Below are 23612 nucleotides of genomic sequence, written 5' to 3'. Positions count from 1 at the left end.
ATACGACTTGCTATTTAACAATAATCTTCTTTTGAGAGGTATAATTTCCTTGTTTTAGAACTAAGAAATAGATCCCTGGAGTCAGCTTGGTTTTTGAAACAATTCGCTGATTAATTTTAGTTGAAGGATCAAAAATCTTATGGTAAAAAGACTGACCTAGTTGATTGGTAAGCCTTACTTCTAATGGAGAGTTTTCGTCTTCTGTTATTATGCTAATGTTTAGATTATCAGGACTTGTTGGATTTGGATAAACGGCGAAAGACAATCCGTCTATAGACAATTTGTTACTTATTTGAATGATTGGTAATATCTCCTCAGTTCCATCATAATCAACTTGTATTAATCGATAATAACTTAATCCATAATATGGGTCCTTATCTGTGAAAGAATAGTTTGATTCTTCACTTGTTGTTCCATTTCCATCAACTGATCCAAGAGCTTCAAAATTAATACCATCTTTGGATCGCTGAACTTCAAAAGCAGCGTTGTTCTGTTCAGAAGCTGTTGTCCATTGTAGTCTTACATCACCTTCTTCCACTTTACCAAAGAAACTAATTAACTCTACCGGCAATGGATTTTGAGCGTCATCTGTAGTTGCTAATGTGATCGGTGAAAATGAGTCGAAGTTATTTGCTGAGGTAATTGTACCTGAAGATGCAGTCCCAGTAGTACTTCCATTCCCTTCATCATCCCAAGACGCTCCGTTGTAGTGAGCTACGGTTAGTGAAGAGGGCTGAGTGACTTCACTCACAGCATCCCAGTAAAGGGTAACCAAAGGCTCACCGCTATGGGCATTTAAGTTGATTAAATCCCAATACTCCAATGAACTTACTCTTATAATGTTTCCGTTTTTAGGATCTGAGATATTTGCTTGTTGCGTGTAGAAGTATTCAGCACTGTACCGATCTGTAGCAGAAGAAGAATTAATCGATGAAATCCCGATTCTTCCATGCCTGGAACCCTCACCGATTGGGAAGACAAAATCATCATCTCCTATTTTAACAACCGGTCCCACAGCATAGCTATTTCCATCGGTCGTTATTCCGGTAGGTGTGCTTTCAGCAACACCATCGTATGAAACAGTAGAGTTATCAGTGAAAATTAATGGATTGGAACCACTCGATTGAACGATTCCATCTGCAAAATTGGCATTTACACCTACATTCAAGTCAATATTTAATTGAACATCATTATTGCCAGCGGCAGTATTATTAATTACGATGTTATCCAGACTAATACTTCCAGAATTACCTGTGATTACTTGTATTTGTCCCCCATCAAATGATAGGCTACTTGTTCCTCCTGTAGTAACTGAACCATCTACATCCAAGCTGCTGCCTGCAAATAAGACCGTTTCATTAGAAAGTGCTAGTGTGGTTCCGGTTCCAATAGACAAGTCTCCATTAATATCTAACTGTTCTCTAACCATTTTTACACCTGTGCCGGCAAGCGATAAGTTAAAAAAGGATATTGTGGTGCCGGCTCCACTTCCAATATCCTGTGCATCACCATCGAAGGTGACTGTAGAAACATTGTCAACAAATGAACCATTGGTTGCATCCACAATAAAGTCTCCACCGATAGTCAGGGAATGTGAAGCGTCTGTTATCTGATAGACTCCATCCGTAATTGTGAAATCATTGTCAACATCCAAAGCAGCGGAGCTTGAGAAAACGATTCCTGCACCAGTACCTGCACCATCGATCGTTAAATTATAAAAGCTTGCTCCTCCAGAAACTGTAACATCTGCTCCGGCAGAGAAAGTAACAGTAGAATTGCCCGGAACAAATGTCCCATTATTGGTCCAACTGTCGCCTACATTAATTACCCCTGTTGTTGTTCCCGGAATTGTGATCGTTCCCGAATTAGATAATTCATTTGCGATGGTCAGAGTTTGTCCATCATCGATGGTAAGTTCAGCGTTTGCAAAAATTGTAACGCTGGCAGCAGCTTCATCACCTGAAACAGCATCTATTACCGGGTATCTGTTTGAGCCAGCACTTACATCAGGTATTTGAACTGTATTTGATGAGGTTGGAAATGTCGCTGGACTTGTACCAAATTCATCTTCCCAGTTTGCATTTAGATCCCATTGAGTACTGGTTCCTCCAACCCAAACTCTAAGCGGATTGGTATAGGTCCATCTTATTTCACCGGTGGATGGATCGCCATCGTCCAGCTCAAATGTAGGTCCTGAAAATGCGCCACTTGCATCTGCAAATATCACGTTGCTTCCTGCTCCCTCGTTTCTTCTTACATTATTAGTGGGACCTGTATTAAACGATATGTTGGTAGCCGTTAAATCAGTTCCAAGATCATTACTTAATCTTAAGTAATAAGAAGCATTTGATCCATTTTGGAATGTGCCATCGTCCAAACTAGCCAATGTTGCCCCGGATTGAAGCCAAATTCCTTCATCTTCCATATGCTCAATCAAGAAAAAGTTAGCTTCGAACGTTCCTCCGGATTGTACTGTGAAATCATAAGATCCGACCGATCTCCTGGTCAAAGTAGCTACATTATTGTCATCCGAACCATTAAACCTCAAGTCGCCACCACTGGAAACCACAAGAACTGCATCATTGCCTAACGCTAATCTTTCATTTGCTTCTACAAGGATTGTCCCTCCTATTGTGATGTTGTCTTGAATACCATTGCTATTTCCTAAATTCAAATCATTACCATTAGGATCAACAGTCCCCAGCACTAAATTAAAATGTCTATTTAGGGTGAGATCATTTTGCAAATCATATTCTACATTATTCCCGGCAAGAGCGCCGATAGTGATACTGTTATATGCTGAGCTTCCCGGATCAAAAGTTTTTGGTGAAGTAGCATTGGTTGGGATTAAACTTATTCTCCTTGCGCCTGAGTTTATAGTGCTTGAGTTAGAGAAATTACCACCTACAGTTAAATCAGAACTACCAAGACTAAATGTGCCACTCGAAACTGTGAAATCATTAGTCACGGTAAATGAATTAGCCATAGTAGCGGTTCCAGACACATTAATAATGAGATCATAAAAACCATTGGAGTTACTAATAGTCTCAGTGCCTGCGATAGAATTGAAAGTGACCTCACTGGTTCCTTTCGTAAACAATGCAGTGGATAGTCTTAACCAACTTCCACCTACTTCGATATCATCATCAGTCCCAATGCTCTCCAATCTACTACTAGCTTCAAAAACCAGGTCTCCACCTATTTGTAAGTCTACGGCATCAGCATCATCTGTATCTATAATTAAAGCTGCATTTACCTCAAGTGTTAAATTGTCGGCTTCTGCTACACTGATATTATCCGTTATTATTGGTTCATTGAGTGTTTGAGGAATGATTACATTTTGAGTTGATAGTGGAACTGAACCAGAATCCCAGTTTCCGGCAGTAAACCAGTCATTGCTTACTGCGCCCGTCCATGTGACTGTTGGTGGATCTAACCAGGTGATTAAATCGTTTGGATCTTCATCGAAATCTTCTCCTGAAAATGAGCCTGAATAATTGAATATTTCTATATCACCAGTTACTGCGGTAGATTTAAATACATTCGTTGCACCACCACCCGGATTGTCGTCAAAAACTACATTTTCAATACGATTTGACCCGGTTAAATCCTGATCATTCTCTATACGTAGGTATTTACCCCCTGCAAATCCATTTTGGAAAGTACCATCACTAAAATTATTCGTAGCATCAATTACAGTATTCGCATTTATATATATACCATCTGCTCCAACGTATTCAATGAGATAATTTCTGGCAGCTATATTGCCCGGATTTCCTCCTGTACCAGTTACAGAGAATATATAGTCTGTTGTTCCAGTGCTAGTTACTGTAGCTGGAGACCCACTGGTACCTACAATATTTATTGTGCCTCCAGGATTTACTACTAACTGCACATCATTACCCAAAGCAAGCGTACCACCAGGCTTAGTAGCAGTACTTACATTGAGTGTTCCAAAAATATCAACCACATCTTCGAAATTACCTATCGAAAGTGTCTGACCATTTACATCTAGTGTCCCGGCTGTCAGCGTGAAATTACCCAGGGTAACAAAATCATCGACCAGTTCATACGTTCTTCCGGGAGCATTAATTTCAATATCTCCATCAATAGAAGACTCATTTGTGCCAATGGTTGGTGTTCCTGAAGATGCATTCAAATAGTATAGGCCATTCCCATTATTTGCATACTGACCGGTACCTGAAGCATTCATATTGCCACCAATAGTGACAGTTAGTCCATTTCCGTCAAACGTTCCATTGAACACATTAATGTCTCCACTAATAGTCATATTGCTAGTAGCAACTTCTACATTACCACCAGTTTTGTTCACCAAAATATTATTGAAGGTTTGGGTACCTGTTTCTGCAATGTCTAAAACCTGATCTGCTGCACCATCGAATGTAACCGTACCATCTCTTGCTATAAATGAGCCATCATCATTGCCATTGTTTGTATCCCATCTGCCGGCAAGATTTATAGAATAGTTGCTTGCAGAAGCATCTAGTACGGAGTTTCTGAATAAGAGATCACCATCAATATCAATGTTCCCACCTAAGGTTTTGGTGGTCGCATTGTTCATGTAAAAATTACCATAAGTAACTCCTCCTCTTACTGTTTGATCAATCGTGCCATAATAGTAGGTGAAACTTCCATCAGCTAAGTTATAGGTACCAAAATTTGATGGAAAGTTATTGGCGCCTTCTACCCGAATCACTTCTCCATCAGCTAAGGTAAATGTTCCAGTACCAGATGTATTATCTATTAGATAGTCATTGACGTCCAGAATATTGATTGTGTTATTTACAACAAGGTCACCAGAGATATCAATATTACCATCTGTCTGATCTCCTCCAATTAATCTGCCCAATTGGATTTGTGCATTACCACTAAGTGTAAGGTTATTGAATGCTACCGGGTTATCTCCATCGGTAATTTGCCTGATATATTGAGTGCCTGCCAGACGATTAAATACTACAGTACCAGCTCCTGTGTAGCTATTTGCTGCTGCATTCCAATCATCTCCAGTAAAAGTATATGTCTGGCTAGCGACCCCATTAAAGGTGCCATTTATATAAACATCGCCATTCATTGTAATTGCTCCGCCACCGGAAAGAATAACACCAGACTCTACATCAAGATCATCATTGATCACCGTTGTACCACTCGTTGTTTTAGCACCAGATCCTGAGGCTGTAAGTTCATCAAAGGACATATCGGTGATTGTCTGATCCGAACCACTGAGAACTACCTCGCCATCTACATTGGTATCAAACTCGCCACCAGTGCTTGTAATGTCACCAGCGATTGAAAAAACATATCCATTGGTAGAAGGAATTACTTTTGCTGAATTTTCGATGATCAGATCTCCCTCAATTTCAAAAGTTGCATTTACAATATTGAAATCTCCTGCGGCTGTTGAATGTGTGAATGTTACGCTATTGAAATTTTGATCGCCCGGAGCAATTGATACGGTAGCTCCGGCAGCAGCGTCAAAGGTCACCGTACCATCCCCATTATCAAATATGGCATTGGCTGAGGTAGTCCATGAGCCTTCCACATTAATTGAAGAGGTATTGTCCATGATCAAAGCACCACCGGTACCATCACCAAGGGTAAGATCTCCATCTAAATCAAGTACCCCAGAGCTAATAACTTTTAGAATACCATCATTAATCACCAAAGCACTAATATTAACTGTGCCATCTCCAGTCTCAATCGTTGGATTAAATGGAGATCCAAGATTTATTATAGCTTCTCTATCATTTCCAGAAATTGATGGTATTCCGTTATCCCAATTTCCGGCAGTGCTCCAATCTGTGCTTAACGCTCCGGTCCATTGTGTATCTAAAGGAAGATCCCATGTAAGCTGACCCGTAGATTCCGGTGGACTTCCACCTGCACCATCTTCTTCATAATTGAATCCTGTCCGTCCAAGAGGTCCGGATGTATTGTTCCAGTCTATGGTCAGGTTTCCACCGGCATTTGAACGAGTTACATTATAATGCTGACCAATAGTAGGACTTCCATCAAAGTTGAAAACAACATCTGAGATGGTGAGTGCTGCGTCAGATTCTATTGTCAAATATCTATTTCCGGCAATAGGGTTATCGTCTCCGCCAGTACCGTCACCGGCATCTGTTTCAAGGTTGGAGAAGGTTCCGTTACTAAAGTTGTTGGTAGCATTCACAGTGGCTCCATCCTCTACTTCCAGCCCTTCATCTGTTAGGTATTGTATATTGTAGTATCTCGCAGCAATCTCTCCACCACTTTCAATATTGATATCTATTCTATTGCCACCATCTGATCTTGTGACATTTGCAACATCCGTGGTATTACCAACAATGCTAAGAATCCCTCCGCTTTGGACATCCAGATTTCCACCTATTTCGGTATCTGCTACATCTCCACCATCATCAAACGTATTAAATTGAAGCGTTGCTCCTGCATCTACCATTAACGTGCCATCTGCACCTATTATATTCAACTCAGCATCCGGATCTCCACTATCATTGTCACCAAGCGTAAGGATATTGCCATTCAAATCTAGTGTAGCTGCAGCCAGGGTCAACCCAGCCCCTGAGTCATTTCCTTCAACCTGCATATTACTCTCCAAAGTGTAAACCCGTTCAGGTGAAGTAGCAGTTCCCTGAAAAACAACTGTTGCAAAATCTTCACCGTTTGGATCGATCGTTTTTGCATTGGTATCATCTGCATTGAAAACGACAGTACCTTCTCTCTCAAAGAAATCACCTCCGTTATTGTCCCAGCTTCCATTTACGGTTATTTGATAATTATTAGCAGCAGTAACATCAAGGTTTGTATTCGCACCGATGGTTAGATCATCGACAATGATCGATCCTGTCAATGTTTTAGTGCCTGCAACACTTAGTATAATAGATGGGGCACCAGTAATATTTGCGTTTCCTTCATCAATGACAGGAATATTTTGACCTCCATTTTGATCAAAATCTAACGTTGCTCCTGTTAGTATCCATGATCCGCTGGCGTCATTGATTACGCTTTCGGATTCTAGATTATGAGTGAGATTACTGAAGTCAATTTCTGCATTTGCACTTATATTAAAATCTCCGGTACCCAAATCAAATCCATTATTTTGAATGGTAACCGTTGTTCCTCCGGTATTTGATACCGTCAGCGCTGCAATATCATTGGTTCCCGGATCTATGGTAGCATCTCCTCCATCAAACACCAAAGGTCTAGCATTATTTGACAGTGTAAATTGTCCATTATTCGTCCATGAGCTACCACTATATTCTAATCCTCGATTTGTTGTTACAATAACCCCTGAATTAATCGTAACTGTTCCGGAAATATCTGTAACCTCATCACCTGCATTAGGTGTAAGTGTTTTTGTTCCACCTCCTCCAAATACTGCATTCTCGAAAACAAGATCTTGACCGGATCCATCATTATCCATTATAAGCTGATCTCCTGACCTACTAAATGTGATGGTCGTAGCTGCGGTAGGTGTGTAATCTTGTATATCGATTGTAGAGCCATTTAAGGTAATATCAAAACCTCCATCAGCAAGGGTAGAGTTACCATTCATATCAAAATCACCCTGAACAATTAGGTCACCGTCAAGAGTAGCCGTGCCAACGGTAAACACCCGTAATTCGCCGTAATCCAAGGTTCCTGAATTTGTAAAAATTGTTTGGTTCCCGGAGGCTTGCAGGTCTACACGACTATCCGGATCGATTGAATAGGAAGCAAAGCCAGTAGGAAATGCTACTCCCACCACTCGGTTGTCAAGGATTGCATTCTGTTCCATCGTGTAAGTATCACCTCCATCATTAGTGATAGTCCAGGTAAGCTGCTCAAGTTCAACTCCTTCCCCAACGGTCAGATTACCATTTACAGCTATATCTGAATTTGGTCTCTTTCTATCGGTTCCATTTAAAATTAGGTTTTCAAAACTTCTAGTCGTTGTATTGAAATCTGCATCCATGCCCCAGAAATCACCGGTATGAATGAGCGTCCCTCCGTTCCATGTGAGTACCTCATCCGATTCGACTGTCATTACATCTCCGAGGGTGATTGTAAACCCCGCTACATCCAATGTGACAGCACCATCATCAAGAACCAAATCATCGTTTACCGTAATATCTCCTAAAAGTGTAGCAGTCGTACTACCCCCTCCATTGTCACGAATCTCGATATCGTTAAATGTCACGTCCGCAGGAAGCGTCTGAGCTCCATCATTTCTAAACTCAACTTCGCCACCTGTTAAGCTATATCCTCCGGTAGCTGTGGGAAAATTGCTATCAAAAATCCTCATTTCTCCGCCAGTCTGGGATAAAGTACCCGTTACAGAAACCGTCACTCCTGTTTCAAAGTCCACAAATGTATTTTCTGAAATCACCGAGAGATTCCCATTTATAGTGGTGTTCCTAAGAAAATTTTTAACACCTGCATTCTGGAAAATGACATTGTTAAATGTCAGGTCGAACGTTCTGTCTAAAAGATTTTGAGTGGCTGTTCCATTAAAAATCACTGTTCCTGTCCCCTCATCAAAACCTCCTGAAACATTTAAATCCCAATTGCCTCCAACAAAAATGGTGCGATCATTCCCAAGCACTGTGCCGCTGGAGCCAGCAATTACTAAATCGTCAGCTGCGGAAATGTTCCCATCTATACTTTTATCAGCAGCACCTTCAAATAACACATCCCACATGGTACCTCCTGAAATACTTTGTGTACCTGAGGTACCATTAAAACGGACTCTACCCTGACCTGGAGAAAAGGTTCCTCCATTTACTGTCCAATCATTATTGATGAAAATATCAAACCCACTGGAGCCATCAAATGTACCATCTGAAAGGGTGAAAGCATTTCCAACTGTAAGTATTGATCCAAGTGTATATGTGGCTCCATTTCCGTTTATTGTCAAGTTATAAAAAGGATCTCCATTACCTAACGTGGTTATGGAGTGGGTTCCGGAAGTACCAATGAATGAAACAGTTGCTGTTCCCTCATTGAAAGTGCCTGCATTGGCCCACGCTCCCCCGATGTTCAAGGTTGATGTGGCACTTGCAGACATATCAACTGTACTACCGGAAAACACGGTGAAGTTTCCATTAACAGTAAGCGAACCATCTCCTGTAAAAGTTAAAACACCATTGTTTCGTATAGTAATTCGGGCTACAGTAAAACTTTCTCCCCCTGCAATCACCGGGTCAAATGCTGCATTTTCAATGTAAATAATATCATCTGCATCTGGAATTCCATCCGGATCACCACTGGTATCATTCCAGTTTCCTGCCGTATTCCATGCTGTTGTTCCTGCCCCACCAGTCCATGTAAAGCCCGGATCTTCACTCCACTGAATGTACCCAGTGGTAGCTCCCCCATCCGGACTATCAAGTTCATCTTGTGGGCCTGCCAAAGAACCTCCGGCCACTACAAATTCTATATCTCCACTACTAGGCAGGTTTCCAAGATCAACAGCTACATTATTAGCCGGACCTGCATTAAAGATTACATCTGAGGCTACAATATTCCCTATGGCTAAGTTTGCCAAAGTTAAGTAAGAAGTACCTGCACCACTAGTGAAAGTACCATCACTGAAATTATTTCCTGTTCCTCCTGTATCTATTGTACCTCCTTCAAGTCGAATTCCATCTCCACTTGTATTAGCGATTGTATAATATCGTGCTTGAAAGTCACCGGATGTTTGTGTAAACGTAAATCCATCATCGTCGATTGAACTGAGTGTCGCAGGACTGCCGTCAATACCCACAATTTGAAGAGTACCGCCTGTTTTATTAAAATCAGGATCTACAGCAATGTCATTCAAAAGCAAAGAAGCTCCTTCATCAACCACAAGTGTACCTCCAGACATATCCAGTCCACCACGATTAACTGTGAGGATATTTCCGTTTAAATGAAGTGTCCCGGCAGATAATTCGAATGCATTATCAGTATCATCACGCATTAAAAAATCTCCTGTTAATTGGTAGGTTGCTCCGGAAGCGTTGATTTCAAAATCTCTTACCTGATCACCTCCTAAATCAATGTTGTGAGTGCCGGAAGTGCCATTCATTCTTATTCGAGCATCTTCTTGCCTGAATTCGAAACCATTGCCTTGATTAATCAGACTTCCTCCTACATTCAAAAGAGCGGGTCCGGGATCTACATCACCATCATCTTCAACTAATCGAAAAATTCCGGTTGTGATTGTGAGATTATTCAGTACATCAATCTGATCATTTAAAACGACACCTTCCTGTTCTACATCAAATCTTGAGTCAGGATCCGTATTTATAGTTAGGTTAAAAAAGGCCTTATCTGCCTGTGCTCCGGAATTAGGATCTACCAATGAAAAACTTCTAAAATCTGATTGACCTCCGGTAAAAGTGACCGTTCCATTTCTAGCATTAAATACTCCATAATTATTCCAATCCTCCTCAACAGTGATGGCATAATTGCTAGCTGAAACATCCAGGGTACCATTGGAGAATATATTCATTTCTCCACTCAATGTGATATTACCAGCAAGAGTGACCGTGGTAGTGACAGAGCCATCATTTGTTCCTATTTCAATATCATGAAATGAGGAAGTACTAACAGAAGTTGATCCTCCATTATTTAAAAAATTGACACTATTGTTATGCTGGAAATTTCCATTATTAGTCCAGTTTGATCCCTCAAAATTGATCTCAAAGCCATTGCCCTGAAATGTGGATTCATTCGCAATGCTCAAATCCCCTTCGACTGTCAAAATGTTGTTCACAAGCTCCTTATTTCCTACGCCTTCAAACTGAAGTGTTGGGAAATTTTGAGAAGCGTTGATGTTTCTTAAATCCTGCTCACTACTACCATCCATTATGATAATACTTGAGGAGGCAGTGCTATAAGAAATGGTAGCTGTATTATTTATTCTGATATCTCTGCTTACCCGAATGGTTTCACCTTCTATGTTTAAATCAGACCCATCAGCAATATCTAAATCTCTCCCGATCTGTACAGTTGAATTGATATCGACCGTTGTGTTATTCGTAATATCCAGATCATTAAACATTGATCCTGTATTCTGAGTAATGGTCTGCGTTCCTCCACCATTAAAATCAGTGGTTGATCCTGATTGTGTAAATGTGCCCGTTCCATTTTCAGTCCAATTGCCCGCTATATCTATCGCTTCTGATCCTGCATTTACTGAAACAGCATCATTGATTGTAATGTCTCCATTTATAAGCAGTGTACCTGTTATTGTCTTAGTACCGGATCCTGAAAAAACCACATTATTAAAATCAGATGCACTAATATTCTGATTGACTCCATCAAAAGTAATTGTGCCCTGTTCACTGTCCCCGGTATATGCTGTTCCCATATTCCAATTGCCGGAAACAGTATGATTGGTAGCCACTGGAACTTCAAAACCTCCAAAGTCAAGTGTACCCGGTCTGAAAACCGGAGTACCACCCACTCTTGTTACATCTCCATCAATATTCAGGTTATTACTAATGTACTTATTACCGCTTCCTGCAAACTGAATATTCCCAAATACTCCTCCATTGAAGTTCGGGATACTTTGATTTCCAGTCCGATCAAACCTTACAATACTGTTAGCGTCAATATTAATTACATCTCCTCCATCATCAAATGCTTCGGCAAATCCGTCCGTATCATCTGTACTGGTATAGATTATACAATTAGATCCCAGCGTAAATGTCTCCCCGTCACCGGGTTCAGCAAAAATTTGATTATCATCCAAATCAACAATCAAACTGTTCGCCGCAGTGCCGTTGGGGTTTGCAACAGTAAATGCAATATCAACTGCTATGTTATCATCAACAAACACTGTCCTAGTCGTAGTTGGAGTAGCTGTATTGGTAATAATCCAGGTATCTACCTCATAGTTGCCTGCAACAGGACCATCCACGACCTGATTCGTATTGGCATCCATGGTAACAGTAGCATTTGCAGCATTAAATACAGGCGAACCCGCCGTGCTACCATCATCTGCTCTTATATCTTCCCCAAATTCCAAATTAGCAGTATGAGTTACCAAAAACTGCACACCATTAACCATGTCAAACTGGCCATTCACCTGTAAATCATCATCAGATGTAAGAAGCTGTCGTGTTCGCTGGGCTGACGCATCATCCTGACTTAAATAAAGTCTTCCGTAAGGTATGGTGGTATTCGCACTGTTTTCTCCAACAATTAATTGGTCAAAGTCCGCATCGTATCGAACCAGACTTGTAAGATCAAGTGAATAGGTGGTAAAACCTGTTGGGAAATTATCATATCCTCTGATGAACAAATCTGCACCGGGCCCCATGGTCAATGTTCGAGTACCTATGATATTTAACTCAGAATCGCTTTCCCCTGCAGGAATTGTAGCATCTGTTCCATTTATCACTAAATATCCATCAGCAGTGATTTCCACATCTCCTTCTACTGTTAATTGGTCATCTCGTTCAATGCTACAGTTGCCATCGAAAGTTATGGTTGGACCTGTTGTGCCGATTGGATCCGACATGTCTATCGTACCATCAGTAGCTGCATTATCTCCAAACCTAATCTCACCACCAGTGAATGTAACGGATCCACCGGTAAGTGCAACACCTGCAGCATTCTTCACTTCAAATATGGCTATTTGATGAGTTCCCCCATTATTGGTCCAAATGGCATCAGCAGTGATTTCAAATGTACCATCGGAAATAAGATTACCAGTTACTGTTTTATTACTGTTATCGAATGTTAAATTATTGAAGTTTGCAACGCCACCAGAGATAGCAATAGCTTGTGCTCCTGCACCATCGAAAAACTGGGTACTATTAGTCGCGGTAAATGTAGCGTTATTGGTAAGCGTGAAATTCCCATCAAAATTATGATTTGAAGTGGTTGTAATATCAGTTCCGCTTGCATCGGCTACAAAATTGCCATTCACATCAATGGAGGCGATTAGAATTAGCCCTGCTCCACCATTTATAGTAAGATCATTAAAAACCATCGTACTTCCAGAGAGCACAGAAGTCGAAGTATTAGGAAGCGTTACGTTAGCAAGCCCGGTCCCATTATCTAAATCAAAAGTCCCTCCATTATTTACAACATCACTTGCAATGCTTACAGTGTGAGTATTGCCATCGTTGTTATTTGTTTGGAATACTGAAGATGACTGAATTACTAAGGAGCCATTAAGTGTTAATGCTGCTGCAGAACTTGAATTTCCTATGGTAAGAGTCCCTGTTCCTCCTCCTTGCCCAACCTCAATTGAATTGATTGTAATAGCAGCTCCTCCATCAATGGTGATAACATCTCCATCTGCTACAATAAACGTATTTAGTCCATCGGTAAAATCACTAGCTATGGGTGATGGGGACCAGACAGATGGCCCGGTAGTAGCAAAACTGCCTGAGCCGACACTTGTAAAGGTTGTTTGCGCATTACTTTGAACATAGATCAGCAAGCACAGGAGGGGGATTAGTAATCTCATGGTGTATTTTGAAAAATAAGGCTATTCAAAATAACAAGAAATTACTTATCTAACGTCTAATGCATCAAAGTTCTATGGAATACTTAGGCAGACTTACTCGATTATTCGATGAAAACAATACCGCTTACTCATAACAAGCAGCGTACAACATCTTAAAATACAGTCACTTAAGACTTAGTCTGCATATTATTCAGCAGCGTAGCTGATCCTTTCAGCATTAATGGTCAAGGTTAGTGATTTCGATGTGATTGATTCTACCAACCAAAAATCACCATCAGAGAAGTTGAGGGAATCAGTAAACAGTAAACCATCAGGTAAGTTAGATGCCTCAGCTCTGCCAACAAATGAGGTGTCTTGATAATCACAAAGCTCTCCAGGAATAAGACGATAAATATCGATTGAATCACTTGCTCTTTCAACCAGAAGCCTCAAAGAATCTTCGCAATCCTCAGAGTTAACGATCTGCATCCATACTTTACTCTCTCCTGCGCTTAAAAGTCTTTCTATCTGATAGTCATAAAGCCCTGGCGGAAGATTTTCTTCTCCGCAAGCCATAAGTATGATAAATGCCAATAAAACAAGAAGTTTATCTCGCATTCCCTGTTCTATCTATCACCACATATCCTAGCTCATCAGAATCTAAAGGTAATTGCTCTTCAGGGTAGAGCAGTATTGTTAATTCCTGCGTCAAATCATCGAATTTGAAATCAACCGGACGTTTTGAAACAGTCACCAAAGTTCCCCAATTTAACTCACCTGAAGGCGTGTAGCTCACCACCACAAAGTTGTTTTCTTCCGCAGAAGTATTGTAGATGTAAAAGCTGCTAGAACCTTTAATCGTAGGAATAGAGTCGCTTTCGTATTGAACAGCCTCTGTTCCCGGTAAATCAAACTCTACCTTCCACTTCGAAAGGCGATCAGGACCAAATGCTGCCACATAACCTTTCTCACTATTTAAATCAGCTCCGTATGCTACAATTTCCTCGGGAGATTTAACGGGCACTCCCATTGTCATAAATCCTCCCTCAGGAGCATCCTGTACATATAAGGGATATCTCACCTCCTCATCCTCAGCATCTATACCCCATCTGTTTTTTTGTTCCCAAAATTCAACCGATTTACCTATCCATTCTTTATTCCTACGTGACCAGGTTTGCATGTCTGTTACATACTTTGAAGCGGTTACATATTTCTGGAAAAAGCTTTCTATGTAGTCTGTATATTTCTTTTTAGCTACTGCTAAATCATCCGAAGTAATGGATTCTACAATCAGGTTCATTTCTTTGACATCATCATAGGCTGCTTCGTAAATAGCTAATTGGGACCCGATTAAAGATGAATCCATCAATGCGGGATTTAGCTGCAGGTCTGTCTGTTTTATAACTTTAGCCTCATACATCTCTACTTTAAGCAGCTTTTCTGCAGTTGATTCAGGGTCGTATTTATCAAACTGAGACGCTAAATTTTCAGGGAATTCTCCAATATCTGCATCTTGGCTGTTTTGTACTCTTGCTTTCTTCTCCCTGATTTCATCGGCATAGTTTTTTACCATGGTTTTAAAAAGTGCAACACCTCCAAGTATTTCAGACTTTGCGTTTCTAGCCCACTCTTCAAAATTCCAGATTTCTATTTCACCGGATCGAAGATTGGCTGCATTCATCCCATCAACACCAAATTGGTCAATGCTTTTCATTACAAGTTCTTCGCTGTATTTGTCAGAGCCTAGCTTGTCTGCTAATTCCTGAACATTATTTGCATTTTCAACTCCCTTTCGTCCGTTCTCCTCAATGGAGGATAACTTATCCTGAACTTCTTGATCAGCGGCTATCAACATGCTATTGTAGCTATTAAATTGATTGGCAAGTGACTGGTATTGCTCCATTGCTGCCTGTTGATTGTTTTCAACTTTCAACACACTTCGATGCATCTCTTTCACATCTGAGGTTCTCGTTTGTATCGCCTCGATCTTTTTTTCAATATCCAAGTGAACATCTGAGACTTTAATCCCAAATTCTCCGGTTCGTAAATCCCGACGAAAGAATGCCTGATAATACTCATCTCTTTTCTTAAGCTCCTTCTCATCAATAAGACTTTTGGCCGTTTCCAGGTATAAGATGGCAGAGTCACCCACATCATACAATTTGCTTGAATCATCTACTACATCATAGGTATTAAACCTGTACTCATACCACAATCCCATTTGGAGATTGGGATTGGCCTCATCCTGATTTTTTTCATCTGAAAGGTACAATTTGAGCTTTGGAATGCCCTCATGATAGTTTTTTGCATCCAGCACAGGAAATAAATCTTTGTATTTGATTTTTTGTGCTTGTGATGTGAAAAAAGAGAAAATGATAAGTATTATAGCTGCTGACCTGATCTTCATGTGCATGATGAGATTTTTGTTCTGCTAAGTTATAAAATACTAAGTGGATTTATAAAAAAACACAGAATCCGGCAAGACAGACTATCTGTCATTTAAATGAATCATTTCTTCGGTTTAACTGTATTATCACATGATTGATAAACCATGAAGTCAAAAATAAAAAAGGAACTCATTGAATGGATTCTTCTGATCTCAGTAGCTGGAATCATCTATTTAGGTGGGTGGCATACGACTATTATTGGGAAAATTCAGCAAGGTATTTTGGCAACTGGTATTATTAGGCCAGATACTCCGGAAGAGAAAAAATATGCTAATTACGATTTTGATCTTGAAAGTCTAGATGGAGAATCTAATTCATTCAGTTCATTCAAAGGAGAAGTGATTTTTGTAAACTTTTGGGCCACTTGGTGTCCACCGTGTATTGCTGAAATGCCAGACATTCATCAATTGTACCAAGAGAAGAATCAACAAATTTCTTTTATTATGATATCTGTAGACGACAATGAAGAAAAAGCAAAGGATTTTATCGAAAAGAAACAATTCGATTTTCCAGTCTATTTTTTGCGTTCTTCACTGCCTGACTCATACGACATTCACTCCATACCTACGACATATGTCATCGATAAAAATGGGATGATACACATAGAAAATCATGGAATGGCTAAATACAATACAGATTCTTTTAAAGAATTGCTATCAGACCTTGCGACAAATTAGAAAGACTCACCCCTTCTCTTGTCGTTTCCTGATGTCATCTATCCTGTTTTCTATATCTAGATGTACATCGGAAACTTTCACTCCAAATTTCCCAGTTCTCAAATCTCTTCGCTTGAATTCCAGATAGTATTCTTCTCTCTTTTTTACTTCCTTTTCATCGATGAGATTCTTAGCTTTTTTAAGAAAGTAAACAGCCGAATCCCCTACCTCGGTTAATTGTGCTTCATCATCTATATTCTTTAATCTTTCATGCAACCATATCCCCATTTCTAAGTTTGGACTAGCTTCTTCGCTATTTTCTCCCACAGCCAAATACTGCTTAAGTTGTGGGATCCCCTTTTCGTAATTCTTGCTTTTCAAATATGGATAAATGTCCTTGTATTTGAGTTTTTGGGCAGTACTACCTAAGGACATAATGATCAGTAGGGTGGTGAATAAAATCTTTATTTGCATTGTTAAAAAATTTTAGTTGGGAATTTAATTGAGCTACATCTAAGTATTAGGTCTATTAAGGATATATCCATTCTAATTGATCCTGAGAAACGCCCGTTAAAACAGCCAGTCGGTAAATGACACGAGCAGCAACATTCGCATCCCATGAACCGTCTCCCGCTTCACAAACATCAAATCCAATAATCTTTCTACCTGTACGAACAACCTGCTCGATCAGATACATTGCTTCGTTGAACTGTAGTCCTCCCGGCACGGGCGTTCCGGTATTAGGACAAAGTGAAGGATCCAGCCCATCCATATCAAAGCTGACATATACTTCTTGTGGGAGTGTTTCCACAATTTCTTCAACCTTTGCTTTCCAAGCTAGACCATTTAGACGATCTTTAAATATTTGTTCATCGTAGAACACATGAATTGGTTTTTCAGACGATGCAATAAACTGTATCTCCTCTTCACAAAAATCCCTGATGCCAACCTGAGTTATGGACTGTACACCAGTTTCTTTTAACGCATTATACATGATGCTCGCATGTGAATAAATGAAACCCTCGTATGCACTTCTCAAATCCATATGTGCGTCAATCTGAAGAATTCCAAAATCTTGTCGCTTGCTTAATGCTCTGATCAGACCAAGTGGTGAAGAATGGTCACCACCAATTACTCCTACCGTCTTTCCAAAATCTAAAAAGGAATCGCTTGTTTCTTGAATTTTAAAGTGCGTACTTTCACAATACTCATTAACGAAATCTAGCTGGTCGGTTTCTGGATCTTTTCCGGCTTCTAAAGCTTTAATAATATTTAATGCCCTTCCTCTGTGAATTTCATTTTGGCTGGCAACAATCAATCGATCGAACATTGCCATTTTTAGTTTCCACGGATTTTTAATGCTTATCAAGGACAAGTCCAACTGAGAAGATTCTTCCAGTATTAAATCCGGTGCTTTGGAAGTACCGTGTCCATATGACACAGTGACATCTAAGTGAACAGGGAGTAATATCAGGGCTGACTCTTCTAAAGAGTAAGGTAAGCCAAAAATACTCCCCTTCTTACCTACATCGCTTGGGTTATACATCAATGATTGGGATGATAATATCCTTCAAAAATACCAGCCCCTTGAGATACCTCAGCCCATTTTAGTTTTTCAATTTTAATGGTGACAACTCCTGCAGGCTCCATGTTTCCGATAATCGCATCGGAAAGGTATTCACCAAAAAAGGTGATGGTTGGGTTGTGTCCAATTATCGCAACCTCTTTGTGGTCACCAGAAACTTCATTTAAAGTGCTCAGAAGTTCACGCACAGAAGCATTATAAATGATATCCTTATAGTCGACTATCTGTTCGCTAATCTCAAGCTCCTCAACCAAGTTAACTGCTGTTTCTCGTGTTCTAATAGCAGAGCTACATAAGATAATATCCGGATTGAAATTTTGATTGATAAGGTGTCTACCTAATGCTCTTACTGTACTTTGTCCCTCATGCGTAAGGTGACGATCAATGTCTCTTTTCCCATTAGGCTCTTCAGCGTAGGAGTGCCTTATTAAATAGAGCTTTCTATTCATAGATTAGGTTCATTTAACTTAAATATAATTGATCCAAATCACAGACGGGAAATGATTAAAAGTAAGTTTTTCAATTTTGCGTTGAACAGGATTTAAATAGTCGTGTTATGTTTACGCGCTAATTGAGATGCTCTAAGCACTATAAAAACAAAATTCATGGGAAAAAATCTGGTAATAGTAGAGTCACCGGCGAAAGCCAAAACAATTGAAGGGTATTTGGGAAAAGATTTTGAAGTGAAATCATCATATGGTCATGTTCGCGATCTTCCAAAAGATGATTCAGCTATTGACATAGAAAATGATTTCAAGCCCACTTATGAGATTTCTAAAGACAAGAAAGACGTAGTAAAGGAACTTAAAAAACTAGCTAAGAGCGCAGAGACTATCTACCTCGCATCGGATGATGACCGTGAAGGAGAGGCTATTTCATGGCACCTTGCTGAGGCATTGGATCTGGATGATAAAAAGACCAGAAGAATCGTTTTTAGAGAGATTACCAAAAACGCCATTCAAAATGCCATCAAAAACCCTCGAGGCATTGATATCGATTTGGTAAATGCCCAGCAAGCAAGAAGAATTCTTGATCGTTTGGTTGGCTTTGAGCTTTCACCCGTACTGTGGAAAAAGATAAAAGGTGGCCTTTCTGCCGGTCGAGTTCAGTCTGTAGCTGTTCGTCTGGTGGTAGAAAGGGAGCGAGAGATTGCCAATTTCAAACCAGAGTCTTCTTTCAGAATTACTGCTGAGTTTAACCTGGAAGGCGGGAAAATTCTAAAATCTGAGCTACCTAAAAAATTCAAAACAGAAGAAGAAGCAACTGACTTCTTGAATAAGTGTAACGGGGCTGATTTCAATATCGAAAATCTTGAAACCAAGCCGGCTAAAAAATCCCCAGCTCCTCCATTTACTACCTCCACACTTCAACAAGAAGCCAGTAGAAAATTGGGCTTTTCGGTAGCCAGAACTATGTCCGTGGCTCAAAAACTTTATGAAGCCGGTAAGATCTCCTATATGCGAACAGACTCATTGAATTTATCAGATGAGGCGCTAAGTGGTGCCGCATCAGCTATCCATTCAAACTTCGGAGAAAAATATGCTCATAAGCGCGTATTTAAAACAAAAAAGGCGGGTGCGCAGGAAGCTCACGAAGCAATTAGACCTACCAACTTCGGTGTTCAGGTAACCGGAAAAGATGATGCCGAAAAACGTCTTTATGAGCTGATCTGGAAGCGGGCAATCGCTTCTCAAATGGCAGAGGCTAAACTAGAGAAAACAACCGCTACTATTGGAATTTCTACAACGGACGAGAAGCTGGTTGCCAAAGGTGAGGTAGTCAAGTTTGATGGTTTCTTAAAGGTTTACATTGAGTCTACCGATGATGATAGTGGCGAAGAAGAAAATACCAAAATCCTGCCTCCTCTTTCTGTGGGTCAGTCATTAGATCTAAAAGAGATCTTAGCCAAGCAAGGATTTACCAGGCATCCACCAAGATATACAGAAGCAAGCCTAGTGAAAAAACTTGAAGAAATGGGAATAGGCAGACCATCTACGTATGCACCTACTATTTCGACAGTACAAAAGAGAAATTATGTAGAGAAAGATTCTCGTGAAGGTCATGAAAGAATTTCCATTGAAACGCGATTAACAGATGGCGAACTAAAACGTACTGAAGCCAAAGAAATCACAGGCGCGGAGAAAAATAAACTTTTCCCTACCAACACTGCCATGGTAGTGAACGACTTTCTGGTGGATCACTTTCCAAATGTGATCGATTATCATTTTACTGCTGATGTAGAACAGCAGTTTGATGATATCGCTCAAGGGAAGACTGTTTGGAATAAGATGATCGATAATTTCTACGGTGGATTTCACTCCACGGTAGAAAAATCAAAAGACCTGGATCGATCAGAGGTAAATCAGGTAAGAGAGCTGGGCGAGCATCCTGAAAGCGGCGAAAAAATCTATGCACGGCATGGTAAGTATGGTGCATACGTTCAAAAAGGAGAGCTGGTAGAAGGTGAAGAAAAACCGCAATATGCAAGCCTCAAGCATGGACAGTTCATGGACACAATTACCCTTGAAGAAGCACTAGAGTTATTCAAACTTCCACGTGAAGTTGGAACGTTTGAAGACAAACCAATGGTCGCAGCGGTGGGTAGATATGGACCATATATTCGACATGATGGTAAATTCGTGTCACTCAAAAAAGAACAAGATCCATTGACAATTACTGCTGATGAAGCGATTGAACTCATCCACGAAAAGCGTGAGGCAGACGCCAACAAATACATCAAAACATTCGACGAAGATGATGAAGTGTTTGTGCTGAACGGACGATATGGTCCTTACATCAAGTTTGGCAAGAAGAATGTGAAGATTCCGAAGGACAAGAAACCAGAGGAACTTACTTACGAAGAATGTAAGGAGCTTGCTGACAAAGCGCCAGAGAAAAAAGGAAGAGGTAGAAAGACGGCTAAGAAAAAATAATTTTTATCCCTATGAAATAAATTAGGGCTTTCATCTACTAACACCTCAAACGTGTCGGAAGACTTCTTCAAATCGTACGTAGAAGAGCACATGTCCATCATCATGCACCTGTGCAGGGCTTATGCGCGTGATGAAGAGTCGTTGAAGGATTTGGTACAAGAAGTAACATTGCAACTGTGGCGATCTCACAAGTCTTTTCAGGGAAATTCTCAACTTTCTACATGGGTGTATCGTGTGACCTTAAATGTTTGTCTCTCACACTCAAAGCGACTAAAAAGAAAGGTGGAAACTGTACCACTGGAATGGCGAGTAGATTCACCTGAACAAACTGATCCTGAAAAAGAACAAATCGAGAAGCTCTATCAGGGCATAAGAAAGCTGAAAGAGTCTGAGAGAGCCATTATCCTTCTCTATCTGGAGGATAAAAGCTACAAGGAGATGAGTGAGATTCTGGGGATTACAGTAAGCAACGTTGGTGTAAAGGTGAACCGACTAAAAGAAAAATTAAAGAGCATCATCAATGGCTGAAGAATTTGACATACAATCAGTCTGGAAGAAGAGTAAGGAGAAAGGAGCTAACGACTCCTTACTAATCAACACGCTGGAGCGCAAGGGAACGAGAACTACGCTCTATTGGATAAAGACCATACTCTGGATCGAGTTCTGGTTGAGTATTGTCGGGGCACCAATAATGTTATGGTATCTTGACGATAAGGGTGATTCCTTTTGGTTTACAATCCTTTACATTGTAATCACTATTATTTATTTGGTCTACTATCAATTTTTGATTCGGAAAATAAACGAATTCAGGTATGATGGGAACGTGGTGCATAGCCTTAAAAAGGTGTATGGATACTTATGGTTTTACCTGCTCCACTATAAAGTAGTCATTTGGGCCTCTATGATTTTCGGGCTTATCTATGGTTTTATCGCACCGGAAAATCAAGAAGGACTTTCAAAATTGGAAACCACAAATCAATGGCTAATTGCGATTGGCATATCTACGTTTATAGTGCTGGTAATCGGAGGAATCATGCACTTTTTGGTACACTTAATCTATGGAAGAAAGATCAAGCGTTTACGCAGAATGGTGAAGGATCTGGAAAATCAGGAATAAAAAAAGCGATACCGTTTAAGTATCGCTTCTAAATTCTTTAAATGACTTTCGACTATACTTGATTATTAAGCATTACCGGCATTACCAGCATTAGAATATCCTCCTCTTCGTCTTTTTCATTTGGAGTTATGATACCTGCCTTGTTTGGAGCGCTTAGTCTTAATGTTATATCATCTGAATCGATGTTGCCGAGCATCTCTACCAAAAACTTCGCATTGAATCCAATTTCAAGATCCTCACCATCATGCTCGCATGAAAGTCTTTCATTTGCTTCATTTGAGAAGTCCAAATCTTCTGCTGAAATCATCAACTCACTCCCGGTGATTTTTAATCTTACCTGATGTGTGGTCTTGTTCGCATAGATGGCAATTCGCTTCAATGAGCTCAAAAGCTCATTTTTCTTCACAACCACTGTATTGTTGTTATCAAGTGGGATTACATTCTCATAATCAGGGAAACGTTCGTCGATCAATCGACAAATCATCTTCACCTGATTGAAATTAAAGAACGCATTTGAGGCATTAAACTCAACGTTTACATTCGTTAATTCTGATGGCAATGTAGCTTTCAACAAGGTTAATGCCTTGCGAGGAATGATCATGCTGTGGGCCATATCAGCTGCCACATCTACCCTTCGATACCGAATCAATCGGTGACTATCAGTAGCAACGAATGTTGTATTTGTTTCATCCAACTTAACAAACACACCTGTCATTGCAGGTCTGAGTTCATCATTGGATGTAGCAAAAATGGTATTATTGATTGCTCTCCCAAGCACCTCTGAAGACATATTCACTGAATAGCCATCTGATACAGTAGGTATTTTCGGGAAATCTGTAGCATTTTCTCCTGCTAGCTTATACCGTCCATTATCAGAATTGATTTCAATGCTATACGTATTGCTATCGATTGAGAATGTCACCGGCTGCTCAGGAAGATTTCTAAGCGTCTCTAGAAGAATTTTTGCCGGAATGGCTATGCTTCCATCTTCTTTCGCTTCAACTTGAAGCTCAGTAATCATACTGGTCTGCAGATCTGAAGCTGTCACAGTCAGGTTGCCATCATTGATTTCAAAAAGAAAATTTTCAAGAATTGGCACTACCGGATTGGTAGTAATCACGCCATTAATGGCTGACAGTTGCTTTAAAAGATAGGATGATGATACTATGAATTTCATGTGTATTGTAAAGCTTATTGATTAAAGGCTCTAACCTCAATTTTCGGGACGCTAATTTAACCCCTATTATTCATTAGAAAATGAATAATTGACGAAAAATACAACAAGTATGCTTTTTGTCATGGTTAAACCCAGACATTTGAAAATCGTCAATGATTTTTCTAGCCAGTTTGGCTAACTTGTTGATTTTCAAATCGTCTGATTTTTCATATTTATTATGAAAAATTAAGGTTTAAGCACAAATTATGAGATA

At 40.0% G+C, this 23612-nt stretch carries 11 protein-coding genes; 4 read left to right on the top strand and 7 right to left on the bottom strand.

The genetic code is table 11. The features are described 5' to 3' along the window. Positions 1 to 10 precede the first annotated feature (10 nt). From ACQK2H_RS07605 to ACQK2H_RS07595, 3 genes are all read right to left on the bottom strand, one after another. A complete protein-coding gene (locus tag ACQK2H_RS07605; RefSeq protein WP_425390836.1) occupies positions 11 to 13465 on the bottom strand; it encodes a T9SS type A sorting domain-containing protein in 13455 nt (4484 codons plus the stop codon). A 186-nt stretch (positions 13466 to 13651) separates the two neighbouring features. Further along, a complete protein-coding gene (locus tag ACQK2H_RS07600) occupies positions 13652 to 14062 on the bottom strand; it encodes a hypothetical protein (RefSeq protein ID WP_425390835.1) in 411 nt (136 codons plus the stop codon). Further along, the gene (locus tag ACQK2H_RS07595) at positions 14052 to 15851 is read right to left on the bottom strand and encodes a hypothetical protein (protein WP_425390834.1); all 1800 of its coding nucleotides are present in this window, start codon (positions 15849 to 15851) and stop codon (positions 14052 to 14054) included. Before ACQK2H_RS07595 ends, ACQK2H_RS07600 begins: the two co-directional genes overlap by 11 nt. A gap of 144 nt (positions 15852 to 15995) precedes the next feature. On the opposite strand from ACQK2H_RS07595, the gene ACQK2H_RS07590 reads away from it, so the two are divergent. Further along, on the top strand, positions 15996 to 16568 hold the full coding sequence (locus tag ACQK2H_RS07590) for a TlpA family protein disulfide reductase (protein WP_425390833.1): 573 nt from the start codon (positions 15996 to 15998) through the stop codon (positions 16566 to 16568). 6 nt (positions 16569 to 16574) lie between these two features. On the opposite strand, the gene ACQK2H_RS07585 is transcribed toward ACQK2H_RS07590, so the two are convergent. Genes ACQK2H_RS07585 through ACQK2H_RS07575 form a run of 3 tightly spaced genes read right to left on the bottom strand, consistent with a single transcriptional unit; the run spans position 16575 to position 18581 of the window. Further along, positions 16575 to 17021: a hypothetical protein gene (locus ACQK2H_RS07585; protein WP_425390832.1), complete on the bottom strand. Its 447-nt coding sequence runs from the start codon at positions 17019 to 17021 to the stop codon at positions 16575 to 16577. A gap of 55 nt (positions 17022 to 17076) precedes the next feature. Next, positions 17077 to 18093: an agmatinase family protein gene (locus ACQK2H_RS07580; protein WP_425390831.1), complete on the bottom strand. Its 1017-nt coding sequence runs from the start codon at positions 18091 to 18093 to the stop codon at positions 17077 to 17079. Then, the gene (locus tag ACQK2H_RS07575; RefSeq protein ID WP_425390830.1) at positions 18093 to 18581 is read right to left on the bottom strand and encodes a SixA phosphatase family protein; all 489 of its coding nucleotides are present in this window, start codon (positions 18579 to 18581) and stop codon (positions 18093 to 18095) included. The genes ACQK2H_RS07580 and ACQK2H_RS07575 overlap by 1 nt, the downstream gene beginning before the upstream one ends. A gap of 156 nt (positions 18582 to 18737) precedes the next feature. On the opposite strand from ACQK2H_RS07575, the gene topA reads away from it, so the two are divergent. From topA to ACQK2H_RS07560, 3 genes are read left to right on the top strand one after another with little or no spacing between them, the layout of a single operon-like run. Further along, positions 18738 to 21065, top strand: coding sequence for a type I DNA topoisomerase (gene topA / locus ACQK2H_RS07570; protein WP_425390829.1), 2328 nt, complete (start codon positions 18738 to 18740; stop codon positions 21063 to 21065). A 51-nt stretch (positions 21066 to 21116) separates the two neighbouring features. After that, on the top strand, positions 21117 to 21593 hold the full coding sequence (locus tag ACQK2H_RS07565; protein WP_425390828.1) for an RNA polymerase sigma factor: 477 nt from the start codon (positions 21117 to 21119) through the stop codon (positions 21591 to 21593). Then, positions 21586 to 22182, top strand: a complete 597-nt coding sequence (locus tag ACQK2H_RS07560; RefSeq protein WP_425390827.1) for a hypothetical protein — start codon at positions 21586 to 21588, stop codon at positions 22180 to 22182. The genes ACQK2H_RS07565 and ACQK2H_RS07560 overlap by 8 nt, the downstream gene beginning before the upstream one ends. 52 nt (positions 22183 to 22234) lie before the next feature. Here ACQK2H_RS07560 and dnaN read toward each other — a convergent pair whose 3' ends face one another. Next, complete coding sequence (gene dnaN, locus ACQK2H_RS07555; protein ID WP_425390826.1) at positions 22235 to 23359, bottom strand: DNA polymerase III subunit beta; 1125 nt, start codon at positions 23357 to 23359, stop codon at positions 22235 to 22237. Positions 23360 to 23612 lie beyond the last annotated feature (253 nt).

Source organism: Ekhidna sp. (assembly GCF_965228795.1).
Classification (GTDB): domain Bacteria; phylum Bacteroidota; class Bacteroidia; order Cytophagales; family Cyclobacteriaceae; genus Ekhidna.
The sequence above is the reverse complement of the archived record's forward strand: the minus strand, read 5'-3'. Positions and strand labels throughout refer to the sequence as shown.